At 56.8% G+C, this 12,841-nt stretch carries 12 protein-coding genes; 5 read left to right on the plus strand and 7 right to left on the minus strand.

All coding sequences use genetic code 11. The annotated features are described in order from the left end of the window. Positions 1-31: 31 nt before the first annotated feature. Together ACR0EV_RS04090 and gap are read right to left on the minus strand one after the other, a co-directional pair. Positions 32-175: a hypothetical protein gene (locus ACR0EV_RS04090; RefSeq protein ID WP_171089800.1), complete on the minus strand. Its 144-nt coding sequence runs from the start codon at positions 173-175 to the stop codon at positions 32-34. A 71-nt stretch (positions 176-246) separates the two neighbouring features. Beyond that, positions 247-1,248 carry a type I glyceraldehyde-3-phosphate dehydrogenase gene (gap, locus tag ACR0EV_RS04095; protein WP_480798900.1) on the minus strand — a complete coding sequence of 334 codons (1,002 nt, stop codon included), beginning with the start codon at positions 1,246-1,248 and terminating at the stop codon, positions 247-249. Positions 1,249-1,429: 181 nt separating this feature from the next. Between gap and ACR0EV_RS04100 the strand changes: the two genes are divergently transcribed. Both ACR0EV_RS04100 and ACR0EV_RS04105 read left to right on the plus strand, forming a co-directional pair. Next, positions 1,430-2,401, plus strand: a complete 972-nt coding sequence (locus tag ACR0EV_RS04100; RefSeq protein ID WP_480798901.1) for a DUF808 domain-containing protein — start codon at positions 1,430-1,432, stop codon at positions 2,399-2,401. 89 nt (positions 2,402-2,490) lie between these two features. Beyond that, on the plus strand, positions 2,491-3,291 hold the full coding sequence (locus tag ACR0EV_RS04105; protein ID WP_480798902.1) for a thioesterase family protein: 801 nt from the start codon (positions 2,491-2,493) through the stop codon (positions 3,289-3,291). A gap of 49 nt (positions 3,292-3,340) precedes the next feature. On the opposite strand, the gene tkt is transcribed toward ACR0EV_RS04105, so the two are convergent. After that, positions 3,341-5,362, minus strand: coding sequence for a transketolase (gene tkt, locus ACR0EV_RS04110; protein ID WP_480798903.1), 2,022 nt, complete (start codon positions 5,360-5,362; stop codon positions 3,341-3,343). Between the two features lie 236 nt (positions 5,363-5,598). Between tkt and ACR0EV_RS04115 the strand changes: the two genes are divergently transcribed. From ACR0EV_RS04115 to ACR0EV_RS04125, 3 genes are read left to right on the plus strand one after another with little or no spacing between them, the layout of a single operon-like run. Further along, positions 5,599-6,453, plus strand: a complete 855-nt coding sequence (locus ACR0EV_RS04115; protein WP_480798904.1) for a hypothetical protein — start codon at positions 5,599-5,601, stop codon at positions 6,451-6,453. Continuing rightward, positions 6,453-6,845: a cell division protein ZapA gene (locus tag ACR0EV_RS04120; RefSeq protein ID WP_480798905.1), complete on the plus strand. Its 393-nt coding sequence runs from the start codon at positions 6,453-6,455 to the stop codon at positions 6,843-6,845. The genes ACR0EV_RS04115 and ACR0EV_RS04120 overlap by 1 nt, the downstream gene beginning before the upstream one ends. Then, entirely contained in the window at positions 6,845-7,192 is a 348-nt protein-coding gene (locus ACR0EV_RS04125; RefSeq protein ID WP_480798906.1) for an MliC family protein, read from the plus strand. The genes ACR0EV_RS04120 and ACR0EV_RS04125 overlap by 1 nt, the downstream gene beginning before the upstream one ends. Positions 7,193-7,198: 6 nt before the next feature. Here the strand turns inward: ACR0EV_RS04125 and grxD are convergent, their stop codons facing one another. From grxD to ACR0EV_RS04145, 4 genes are all read right to left on the minus strand, one after another. Next, positions 7,199-7,561 (minus strand): Grx4 family monothiol glutaredoxin, encoded by a 363-nt coding sequence (grxD, locus tag ACR0EV_RS04130; RefSeq protein ID WP_171089818.1) that lies wholly within the window; start codon positions 7,559-7,561, stop codon positions 7,199-7,201. Positions 7,562-7,810: 249 nt separating this feature from the next. Further along, positions 7,811-8,047 (minus strand): BolA/IbaG family iron-sulfur metabolism protein, encoded by a 237-nt coding sequence (locus tag ACR0EV_RS04135; RefSeq protein ID WP_039530494.1) that lies wholly within the window; start codon positions 8,045-8,047, stop codon positions 7,811-7,813. A gap of 144 nt (positions 8,048-8,191) precedes the next feature. After that, positions 8,192-10,351 carry a phosphoribosylformylglycinamidine synthase subunit PurL gene (purL, locus tag ACR0EV_RS04140; protein ID WP_480798907.1) on the minus strand — a complete coding sequence of 720 codons (2,160 nt, stop codon included), beginning with the start codon at positions 10,349-10,351 and terminating at the stop codon, positions 8,192-8,194. 179 nt (positions 10,352-10,530) lie between these two features. Then, the gene (locus ACR0EV_RS04145; protein ID WP_480798908.1) at positions 10,531-12,786 is read right to left on the minus strand and encodes a mechanosensitive ion channel family protein; all 2,256 of its coding nucleotides are present in this window, start codon (positions 12,784-12,786) and stop codon (positions 10,531-10,533) included. Between the last annotated feature and the right edge of the window lie 55 nt (positions 12,787-12,841).

Raw genomic sequence — 12,841 nt, forward strand, 5'->3', positions numbered from 1 at the left:
AGATCAACGAAAGAGTCAAGAAAAACCTCGGTCAGCGCCAGAAAGCAAGCCAGTCCAGAAATTCGTAGAGCTTTTTGGCAAGGAACAGCAGGTGGTCGCCGCTATACAGCGTCATGTCCAACATCACGCCCCCAAGCAGAAGGATGCCGAGCCAGATGGCGATTTGATTGGTCATGGCCGTTCCGAACAAAAATGCCCGCCCAGATAACCTGAGCGGGCATTAAGGTACAAGCGAAGTCCGAAGGGTCAGTTAAGACGGCCCATCGCAACGGCCACGTCGGCCATACGAACCGAGAAGCCCCATTCGTTGTCATACCAGGCCAGAACACGGACCAGGCGATTGTCGACAACACGGGTCTGATCCGGCGCGAAGATCGAGCTTTCTTCGGTGTGGTTGAAATCGGTCGAGACAAGCGGTGCAGGTTCAAAACCCAGTACGCGCTGCATCGGGCCTTTGGCGGCTTCTTCGACGATAGCGTTGACTTCCTCGACGGTCACATCGCGCGCGGCACGGAAGGTCAGATCCACAGCCGATACATTCGGGGTAGGGACGCGGATCGCGGACCCGTCCAGACGGCCTTTCAGGTTTGGCAGAACTTCGCCCAACGCCTTGGCGGCTCCGGTCGAGGTCGGGATCATCGACATAGCTGCGGCGCGGGCGCGGTAAAGGTCGCTGTGGCGGCGGTCCAAGGTTGGCTGATCGCCAGTATAGGCGTGGATCGTGGTCATGATGCCGTTTTCAATGCCGACACCTTCGTCCAGAACCTTGGCCAGCGGCGCCAGGCAGTTGGTGGTGCAGGAGCCATTCGAAACCATGTTGTCGTTTGCGGTCAGCGTGTTGTGGTTCACGCCAAAGACGATGGTCTTGTCGACATTCTTGCCAGGGGCAGACAGCAGAACCTTACCAGCGCCACGCTCAAGGTGGGTTTTGGCCTTGGTGCCGTCGTTGAACTTGCCGGTGCATTCCAGAACGACGTCGCAGCCTTCCCAGTCCAGTTCGTTCATGTCGTAGGTCGAGAACATTTGCATCGGACCGCGGCCCAGATCCATGGTGTTGCCTTCGATGGAAACATCACGCGGGAAACGGCCGTGGATACTGTCGTATTTCAGCAGATGTGCCGAGGTTTCCAACGGGCCGGTGGCGTTGACTTTGATCACTTCGATGTCGTTGCGCCCCGAAGCGGCGATGTGCGACAGGGTGCAGCGGCCAATGCGGCCAAAACCATTGATACCGACCTTGATGGTCATGTGACGTCTCCAGATGCGCTTGCTTTGTGGGCCATATAGCGGCGAAATGGGAATCTCAAAAGGGCAAAAACGGCATATTTTTAAGGTGTTAGCGCAAACCTGCGCCGATTGCGCTAACGCTTGCGCTAGCTGAGAGATCAGGTAGGGTCCGGGTGCGGCAGGTGACAGGAAAGGACACGCGATGAGCGGACTGTTGGCCCTTTTGGATGATGTGGCGGGAATTGCCAAAGTGGCGGCGGCCTCGGTCGACGACGTAGTTGCCGCGGCTGGTAAGGCCGGGGCCAAGACTGCCGGGGTGATCATCGACGACGCTGCGGTAACACCGAAGTATGTTCAGGGGTTTGCGCCTGCTCGTGAGTTGCCGATCATCTGGCGTATTGCGCGAGGGTCGATTTTCAACAAGATCATACTGTTGCTGCCGGTGGCTCTGTTGCTTGCCAATTTCGCGCCGTGGCTGATCACCCCGCTACTCATGATTGGTGGGTCTTACCTTTGTTTCGAGGGGGCCGAGAAGATATTTCACGTCCTGTTCCCCCATGGCAGCCACGCCATCGAACAAGACATGGACGTTCGTGACCCCGGTCATCTGGAAGAACAAAAGGTAAAAGGCGCGATCAAGACGGACTTTATCCTGTCAGCTGAGATCATGACCATTGCTTTGGCAGCTATCGAAGCGCCGAACTTGTGGATGCAGGCCGCGACGCTGGCTGTAGTCGGGATCGGGGTAACGGTCGCCGTTTATGGGTCCGTCGCGCTGATCGTGAAAATGGACGATGTGGGGCTTTATCTGGCGCAGAACGCGCCGACACCTATCGGTCGCGGTCTGGGCCGAGGGTTGGTCAAGGCAATGCCCGGCGTGATGAAAACTCTGTCTATTGTAGGAACTGCGGCCATGCTGTGGGTGGGGGGATCGATCGTCATCCACGGGATGGAGGTTCTGGGCTTTGGCTGGCTGGGTCATCACATCCACGATTGGGCATATGCCATTGGACATTCCGTCTCTGAACAGTGGGTGGGCGCGGTTGAATGGATTTCCAAGGCCACAATGGATGGCGTTTTCGGCCTGGCATGGGGATTGGTTTTGATCCCGCTTGCGACCAAGGTCATCGGCCCAGCAATTGGTATGTTCTCTGGTTCTGAAGAGAAGCACTAAAACTGTGCTGAGAAGTGACGTTAGGTTGCAATGGCGACATACCGCCAAAAGGCTAGTGTCGCCAAAGCTACAACAGAATTGGTTTCCTCATGTCCGCTTATTCATTGGTCGACGTTCTTGAGGCTCGAGAGGCAATTGATAACCGGTTGAGGTTCCCGGTCCCGGCGAACTGGATGCAGGGCCGCACGACTTTTGGTGGGTTTTCGTCTGCGCTGATGCTGGCCACCATCTTTGAACGGCACGACGCGTTACCTCCGTTGCGATCTGCATTGATCAATTTCACTGCCCCTATCGGCACCCCACCAGTGATTGGCACCGAAATTCTGCGACAGGGCCGTAACGTGACGATCATCAACGTTCGGGCCGAAATCGAAGGAAAGGTCGCGGCGCTGGGAACGTTTTCGTTTGGTGTTCCTCAGGATAGCCACGTCGCGTTTGATCATCCCGCGCAACCAGCCCCGAAACCCGAAGAAACCGAACCCTATTTCCCGCCAGGTTTACCCCGACCACCCATTCCGTTTCTTGAGAATTTCGACGTCAGGCTTGTTGACGGTGCTTTGCCGTTTTCAGGAGCAGAGAAAGGCTACCTGCGCCTTTGGGCGCGTCACAAAGATCCGCGGATTTGGAGCCGGATGGAAGGTTTGATCTCGGTTGCGGATCTGCCGCCGCCTGCGATCTATCCGACCCTCAAGAAACCCGGCCCAAATTCTTCGATGAACTGGATTTTCAATGTGTTGTCAGAAGAAATTGAGACGCGAGAAGGGTGGTTCCTGTTGGAACATCAACTGACAGCTGGGCATGATGGCTACAGCTCGCAAGTCATGCGTGTGTGGAATACTGACGGTGATCTGATTGTGGACGGGATGCAGTCAGTAATTATTTTCGTCTAACAAAAAAGCCTCGGCAAAAACCGGGGCTTTCTTAACTGATGCGTAGGGATTAACCCAGCAGTTCTTTGACCTTGGCTACGGTCGCCTCTGCGGTGATGCCGAAATGCTTGTAAAGCTCGCCAGCCGGGGCTGACGCACCAAAGCTCGACATGCCGATGAAGCCGGCCTTGGCTTCGCGGCCACGCTCGCCCAACAACCAACGGTCCCAGCCACCTGCGCGAACAGCGGCTTCGATGCCGACGCGCACGGGGCCAGCGGGCAGAACGCGCTTGCGATAGGCTTCGTCCTGCTGCGCGAACAGCTCCATACAGGGCATCGAAACGACGCGGGTACCGATGCCTTCGGCCTCAAGCATCGCTTTGGCTTCCATGGCCAGCGACACTTCGGACCCGGTGGCGATCAGGATGGCCTGACGCTTACCTTCGGCTTCGGCCAAGACATACGCACCTTGTGCAACCAGGTTCTTGGTCTTGTGCTGGGTGCGCACTGTCGGCACACCCTGGCGGGTCAGCGACAGAACCGAGGGGCTGTCCTTGAAGGTCAGCGCAAGTTCCCACGCCTCGGCTGTTTCAACCGTGTCAGCGGGGCGGAATACATAAGTGTTCGGCGTTGCACGCGAGATGGCCAGATGTTCTACCGGCTGGTGGGTCGGGCCGTCTTCTCCCAGACCGATCGAGTCGTGGGTCATCACGAACACCGACGGGATTTTCATCAAGGCCGCCAAACGCATGGACGGGCGGGCATAGTCGGTGAAGGCCATGAATGTACCGCCATAGGGGCGGATGCCACCATGCAGCGCCATACCGTTCATTGCAGCGGCCATGCCGTGTTCACGGATACCGTAATGGATGTAACGACCCTTGCGGTTTTCCGGCAGGAACACACCCATATCGGCCGATTTGGTATTGTTCGAGCCGGTCAGGTCGGCCGAGCCGCCAACGGTTTCGGTCATGATCGGGTTCACGACGTTCAGAACTTTTTCAGACGAAGCGCGGGTGGCCAGCTTTGGTTGATCTTCCGAAACTTGCTTTTTGAAGGAACGAATGGCACCAGCCAGTTTCTTTGGGGCTTCAAACGCGTAAGCACGATTGAACTCGGCCTGCTTGCGTTCAGAAAGTTGCGCGAAACGCTCTTCCCAGGCTGCTCGTTCTGCAGCACCACGTGCGCCAATGGCTTCCCATGCGGATTTTACGTTTGCAGGCACCTCGAATGCGTCATGAGGCCAGTCATAGGCTTCTTTGGCTGCTTTCAACTGATCCTGATCGGTCAGCGCGCCGTGGCCTTTTGACGTATCCTGTGCTGCATGACCCAGCGCGATGTGGCTTTCACATGCGATCATGGTTGGCTTGCTGGATTTCTTCGCGTCGATAATGGCCGCATCAATGGCTTTGGGATCGTGGCCGTCAATCTCGATCACATGCCAGCCCGAGGCCGCGAAGCGGCGTACCTGATCGGTGCGGTCAGCAATATCGACGGTTCCGTCGATGGTGATGTTGTTGTTGTCCCAGAAGACGATCAGTTTGCTCAGTTCGTGACGACCGGCCAGAGTGATGGCTTCTTGGCTTACACCTTCCATCAGGCAACCGTCGCCTGCGATGACGTAGGTATAATGATCAACAACCTTCTTGCCGTAATGCGCGCGCTGGATTTCTTCGGCCATGGCAAAGCCCACAGCGTTCGAAATGCCCTGACCCAGCGGGCCGGTGGTGGTCTCGATCCCGTCAACAAGGAAGTTTTCCGGGTGGCCTGCCGTTTTTGCGCCCAACTGACGGAAGTTCTTGATCTCTTCCAGTGTCACGTCTGCGTGGCCGGTGAGATACAGCAGAGAGTAAACCAGCATCGAGCCGTGACCAGCTGACAGGATGAACCGGTCGCGGTCGGGCCAGCTTGGGTTTGATGCATCGAATTTCAGGTGCTTTTCGAACAATACGGTCGCAACATCCGCCATGCCCATGGGCATACCGGAATGGCCGGAATTGGCAGCCGCGACGGCGTCAAGGGTCAGGGTGCGGATGGCCGCAGCTTTGTCCCAGTGTTCGGGGTTGGCATTGCGCAGCGCAGTCAGGTCCACGGGCGTTGTTCCTTTGGGTTTGAAGCAGATTGCGCGCTCAATACCACTCAATACCCAAAGTGCAAGCGGAACCGGGGTAAATCGGGGTGGGATGCATGAAGAGCGGGGCTCAAGTCGTTGAAAGCAAACAGTGGGTATTTTCTGTCGCATTCCGCTAGACTGTCAGAAGGCGGGATTCGGTTTTGATTCGGATCGCATCGAAACAGAATGAACCTTGATAAAGAGGTGACAGGGGCATGAGCCAGATAGAAGACTTACAGCACCGCATTATTGCTGCGATGGACCGCATTGGCGCGGGTGTCGATGCATTGGGCGCTGCACCCCGGGATACTGCACCGGACGAAGGGCTTCAAACTGCACTTGAGGACGAACGCGTCGCCAACGCGCAGCTTCAGGAACGATTGAAATCCCTGAAACAGCAGCATGAACAGCAAGTTGATGGCTTACGCTCTGATCTTGAGGAACTACGCGCGGCCCCGTCTGGCAGCGCTGAAGCCGACGCACTGCGCGCCGAGCTGGAGGAAGCCCGTGCCAAGATCACTTCGGTTGAAGCGGCACGTGCCGAGCTGGCCGAAGCCAAGGCAGCGCTGGACAACAGCACTGAGCTGGACGCATTGAAAGCCGAAAACGATAAAATGCGGGCAGAGTTGGACGCGCTGGAAGATCCTGAGCCGCTAAAGGCAGAACTGGAACAGCTGCGCGGAATGATGGATCAGGCCAAGGCGGTTGAGGCGGAAAACAACCGCCTAAAGGCCGAATTGGAAGATACCGTACGTGTCGATGACCTGAGTGCTGAACTGGAAATGCTGCGTGCTGAACGTGCCAGTCATGGGGCAGCAATGTCTCGTCTGGATGACGATCTGCAGCGCATGCGCAAAGCAAATGAACAATTGCGAAACGCCGTTGACGAATTGCGTGCAGCGGCCACTGAGGGTTTGACAGACGCGGAACTCTTGAACCGCGCTACAGTCGCCGAATTGGAGGCCACGCGCGCGGCGCAAGCCTCGGACGCGGCCGAAGCGCAGGCAGTTCTGGCGCGACTGGAACCTCTGCTGTCGCAGGCGAAACTTGTAGAAGGTGAGGTAGAGTAATGCCTGAAGTGACCATAAATATCGGCGGTCGCGGCTTTGACGTCTCGTGCCGGGACGGTGAAGAGCCTTTTCTGCACTCCGCAGCAAAGATGCTGGATGACGAGGCGCAGGTTTTGTCGGATCAGATCGGCAGAATGCCCGAATCCCGGATGCTTCTGATGGCGGGTCTCATGCTGGCTGACAAAACAGCGGCGACAGAAGACAAGGTGAAATCGCTTGAGGCGAAACTGGCCGAGGCTGAATCTGAACTTCAGGGTCTCAGGAATGCTCCGCCACCAGAACCCGAACGGGTCGAAGTGGCGGTGGTTCCGCCCTCTGTCACGGATACACTGGCGGAGCTGGCCGCACGGGCAGAAGCCCTTGCGGCAGTTGTCGAGGAGAAGAAATCCTAATGACTTTGTTGCGAAACGCCCTGTTCGCCGCTGTGCTGGCCCTTCCTGCCACATCTGCGATGGCAGAGATTGACATATTGTCCGTTACATTCACCTGCGACAACGGCATTCCTTTGCCGGTGACGTACTTCAACGCGCCAGATGGTTCAGGCGCGGCGGCAACACTGGTAGATAATACTCTGGTCGCCATGCGCCAGGTGGAAAGCGGATCAGGCATCCGGTACGAATCCACCGGCGACGAGGGAACTTATATCCTGCGTTCTAAAGGCTGGAACGCGTCGATCAGCTATTTGGCGGCAGGTGCCGCCAATGAGCAAACGATCTATCAGGACTGTTCCAGCCGGTAAGTTGGTTTAAGCGTTGGCTTCACGAATTTTGTCGGCTGCATCTTTGTTGTAGCCGACACCGTTTTCGTCAAACAGCGTATCCAGCTCACCCGACAAGGTCATTTCGGTGATGATATCGCAACCGCCGACGAATTCGCCTTTGACGTAAAGCTGCGGTACAGTCGGCCAGTCCGAATAGTCCTTGATACCCTGACGGATTTCTTCGTCGGCCAGAACATTCACGTCGGCATAGTCTACACCCATATAGTTCAGCACGCCCGCCACGCGGGATGAGAAGCCGCACTGGGGCATCTCTTTAGTGCCTTTCATATACAGCACCACGTCATTGGCTTTAACGGTTTCGTCGATCTGGGTTTTCACATCGGTCATTTCGCGTTTCCTTTGCTCTTCGGCATCATAGCTTTGGCGTAGTCTTGTGGGTCTTTGGGAATATGTGTCTGCGCCGAGCCAATTGCACCGTCATGTGATGAATAAAATGACTGGAGAAGGTGCTTTCCACGTCCAGGCGACGATCCTCGGTTTGTATTGCGTCCAGTCTTTGAATGGTTCAACGCTATCAGCGCGATGAGCACGACAAAGACGGAAACCGCAATCAAAATAACGATCGCGTGCTCCATATCACTCCGGCACTTTGGTGGTCAGCGCCAGCGCGTGCAGTTCTCCATCCGGGCCGTCCATTTTGCCTTTCAGGGCTGCGTAAACAGCGCGCTGCTGTTGCACGCGGTTCTTACCGCGAAAGCTTTCATCCACGACCATGGCGGACATGTGCACGCCATCGCTGCCGCCAACCTGAATTTCCGCGTTGGGAAAGCTCTCGCGCAGCAGGGTTTCAATTTCGTGGGCGCTCATCGGCATGTAGGTTACTCCTGAAAGTCTTTCCCAAGATGTAGAGCGATGGGGCGGGGCGTGCAAGATGGCACGTGTCGACAAACTCGGCAAATCCTACGCGCGGTTAGACGCATAGGATTTCCGTATTTGTGACGAGCTGAAGCCTGTATTCTAGGCCACAGCTGCCGCAAAGCTGGTACGGAAGGTGTCTGTCAGCTCGGCAAGCGGAGCCTCGGAGCCGCCGATCTTCACGCTATCACCGGTGAAGCGCCCAACCGAGACCAGCGGAACACCGGCCTGGCCTGCAGCAATCATCAGTGCCTCGGCCTGGTCGAAGTTGCAGGCGACCAGATAACGCGCCTGATCCTCGCCAAACAGGAATTCGGTCGGGGCCTCGTCGAGGTGAACACCAACGCCAGCCGCTTCGGCCAATTCAAAGGCGGCAAGTGCAAGACCTCCATCGCCAAGATCGGTGCAGGCTTTGATCATTTCGCGGTTGGCGCGAATGAAGTCTCCGTTGCGCTTTTCGGCGTTAAGATCGACATGCGGCGCGTCGCCGTCTTCACGGTTGAACACTTCGGCAAGCAAGGCAGATTGACCCAGATGGCCTTTGGTTTCACCAATGATCAGCGCGACGTGGCCTTCGCGAACCTCGTTACCGATGATTTCGTCCGAATGGGATAACAGGCCAACCGCACCGATGGTCGGGGTGGGCAGGATCGCCTGACCGTCGGTCTCGTTATACAGCGAGACGTTGCCCGAAACGATGGGCATGTCCAACGCACCGACGGCGGCACCGATGCCCTGAATGGCGCCTACGAACTGACCCATAATCTCGGGCTTTTCGGGGTTGCCGAAGTTCAGGTTGTCTGTGGTGGCCAGTGGCTTGGCCCCGACTGCTGTCAGGTTGCGATAGGCTTCGGCCACTGCTTGTTTGCCACCCTCAACCGGGTTCGCGCGCACATAGCGTGGGGTCACGTCACTGGTGAAGGCCAGCACCTTGTCGGTGCCATGGACCCGCACCATGCCTGCGCCCAAACCCGGTGTGCGAGCGCTGTCCGCCATCACCATGGTGTCGTATTGCTCGTACACCCACTGCTTGCCCGCGTAATTGGGCGAAGAGAGCAGGGCGCGCAGCCCGTCGATCGGATCGATCTGAGGCACTTCGACCAGGTCTTCGGCCTCGGGCGTCGGTTCCCACGGACGGTCATATTCCGGCGCGGTCGAGGACAGTTTGGACAGAACCAGATCGGCTTTGACCTCTCCATTGTGCATGATCAGGAAGCGGTCTTCGGCGATGGTCTCACCGACGATTGCAAAGTCCAGATCCCATTTCTCGAACACAGCGCGAGCCTCGGCTTCAAGTTCGGGCTTGAGAACCATCAGCATACGTTCCTGGGATTCCGACAGCATCATCTCATAGGCTGTCATATTCTCTTCTCGCTGAGGCACGTTTTCCAGATCAAGACGTACGCCTAGGCCACCCTTGTCGCCCATTTCAACAGCAGAGCAGGTCAGGCCCGCCGCACCCATGTCCTGGATCGAGATCACAGCACCGGTCTGCATCAGCTCGAGCGTCGCTTCCATCAGGCGTTTTTCGGTGAAGGGGTCGCCGACCTGAACGGTGGGGCGTTTTTCTTCGATGGTGTCGTCGAATTCGGCAGACGCCATGGTCGCACCGCCGACGCCGTCACGACCTGTTTTTGCGCCCAGATAAACGACGGGCATACCTACGCCGGACGCGGCCGAGTAGAAAATCTTGTCGCTGTCGGCTAGACCTGCCGCGAATGCGTTCACCAGACAGTTGCCGTTATAGGCAGGGTGGAAACGAACCTCTCCACCAACACAAGGTACGCCAAAGCAGTTGCCATAACCGCCAATGCCTTCGACCACGCCATTCACCAGTTGTCGGGTTTTGTGATGGCCGGGCTCGCCGAAGGACAGAGCATTCATGGACGCGATGGGACGCGCGCCCATGGTGAACACGTCGCGCAGGATGCCTCCCACACCGGTCGCGGCACCTTGGTAGGGTTCGATGTAAGAGGGGTGGTTATGGCTTTCCATTTTGAAGACCACGGCCTGACCATCGCCGATATCGACCACACCAGCGTTTTCACCCGGACCACAGATGACTTGAGGGCCAGACGTGGGCAGGGTACGCAGCCATTTCTTGGATGACTTGTAGGAACAGTGTTCGTTCCACATGGCCGAGAAGATACCCAGTTCGGTAAAGGTCGGTTCACGCCCAATGATCTCGAGGATCATGTCGTATTCCTCGGGCTTGAGCCCATGTGCAGCAATCAGATCGGGTGTGATGGCGGGCTCTTGCATCTTCTGTCCTGTGTCCAAGTGGGCCGAGATTGCGCGCCTTTTAGGGCAAGCGCGCGCGTGTGGAAAGGGTCAAGACGGCGCAGGGTGCGTCTTTCAAAGAAAAACGGAACCGACGGTTGGGCCGGTTCCGTAATAGGCGCTCAATTGTATGCGCAAATCGCAGGCGTAAACCGCGCGGGTTACGCTGAACCTTGATCCTTGTTGAGTTCGGCTGCCGCGGCGGCACCAACTGCCGTCTTCTGTTCCGGTGTCAGGTTCTCGGTTTCGTCAAGGCCAGGGATTGCTACACGCACCTCGCGGCGCGCAAAGTCGATGCCGTTTTCCTTGAAGGCGGCCTTGACGCGGTTGAAGATCTCCTTGCGCAGGGTGAACTGCTTGCCGGGCTTGGCCATGAACTTGCCGCGGATGATCATGCCGACATCGTCAAAGTCGAAGACACCCTGGGACTTGAAGGGCTGAAGGAAACCATCCTTGTGAGTTTCGTCTTCCATCATCTCGGCACCGATCTTCTTGAAGATCTTCTTGACCTTGTTGGGGTCAGTGTCGAACGGCACGGTGAATTTCAGCTTCATGATCACCCAGTCGCGGCTGAAATTGGTCAGTTTCTGAATCTCACCGTAGGGAATGGTGTGCACAGGACCGCGGTGGTGGCGCAGTTGCATAGACCTGATCGAGATTTTCTCGACCGTGCCCATCGTGCCTCCAACATCCACATATTCACCCACGCGGAAGGCGTCGTCGATCAGGAAGAAAATGCCGCCCACGATGTCTGCGACCAGTTTCTGCGCGCCAAAACCGATGGCCAGACCCAGAACACCGGCACCGGCCAGCAGTGGCGTGATGTTGATGCCCAACGCGCCCAAAGCCAAAAGGCCAAAGATGACCGCAATGGTGATCTGAGCGGTGATCCGCAGCAGCGGCAGCACCGTTGCCAGACGTGATCCGCCAGCACCGCCGCCTTCGCCGCCAGCTTCTTCATCCAGCTCCTCTGCCGCTGTTTGTTCGCGAGCCAAACGCCTGTTGATGTAGAGCGACACGAACTCGTTCAGAATATAGCCGATGGCGATGATCAGCAGGAACTCAATCACCGCGCCACCCACTTCAGCGCTGACCCCAGCCGAGGCGACATTGCGTAGATCCAGTTGCCAAGCCCTTGCAATCATGAAGACCACAAACAGGCCAGCAACAACGCGCCCGATGCGGATATAGCTGCGCTTGGCAGATTTGTAGGCCCGTTCAGCCAGCGGCCCTTCGCCGGACATCGGAGGTTGCAGGTGACGCACCAACCCACGGATCAGCGTGTCGAGCGCGGGGGCGATCAGCAACCAGAACATCGTTGCGAAATGCGCACCGCCGACAAGCAGTCTGAGCGTTGCGGGATTCCGCTGGGCAACCAGAAATTCGACCAGCAGCCAGATGACCACCGAAACCCCAATTGCGAAGTAGGGGTAATACCGGGCCACTTCCTCGTCGAACTTGGTGTAATCGGGGTCTGTTCCCAGCATCATCTGTGACAACCCTTCGCGAGCTGTCCAGGCGATCCAACCGATATAGATATGTATAGCGGCGTTGAGCCAGAACCCGATCCGTGTTTCGTCACCCGAAACGCCGTTCAGCGCGTTGAAGCGCAGGATGAACAACGTAAAGCCAATCAGAACCAAAAGTCCGATCAGGTTACGGTGAAGGTATTTGGCCCAATGGTCGTTGATATTGACCAAGCGATACTGCGGCTTCTGCGGGGCCAGCACGAACCGGGAAACCGCAGCACCCAAGCGCGGAACCCAGATCAGATAAAAGACGAACGGTGCAGCATAAGTGACCTGTTCGGGTGTCAGAAGACCGCGACCAACTGCGCGTACGACCACATAAAAAACGATCAACCCGGCAATTTCGCGGCAAAAGCGGCTGAAAAGATAGCGCGCGGCGCCCCAAAGATCCGCTTCGTCCGCCACCTCGGTCGCATTGTGCCAACGGCGTGTTAACAGGCCAAACAGCTTTTCTGCGATGTAGCCAACCACCAGGACCGAAAGAATAAGCCCTAACAGAGTAAAAACCCCAGTTGTTCCAAATGTACCAGAAAAATTGCTGAACGCAGTTATCTGGGCTGTGACGATATTCGGCATCGTCGTCATAACATGCGTCCAGGATGAAACCATTTCGGCCCAGATTTCGTTGAGCTCGGTCAGAGGATCTTCCTGCGCTTCTTTTTCTTCGGCCTGTTTCTTGGCAACGGCATCCAAGCGTTCGAGTAGGATGGCGCGCACCTGATCGTCAGACATGCGTGCGACCAGGTCGTCCACTTGTTCAGGGGTCAGATTTTCCGGAATAGAAACTGAGGACGCCGTACCGGACGAGGCGGTGTCCTGTGCAAAAGCTGGTAAAGAAAGAAAGAAAATGGAAACCAGCGCCAAACAGAGGCGGAGTGGATTAAGCATTGCTTTGTTGCCCTCGATCACGAGATTTTTGGTTGTTTTTCGGGATCATATGAAA

The sequence above is a fragment of the Ruegeria sp. CF8 genome (assembly GCF_056537285.1).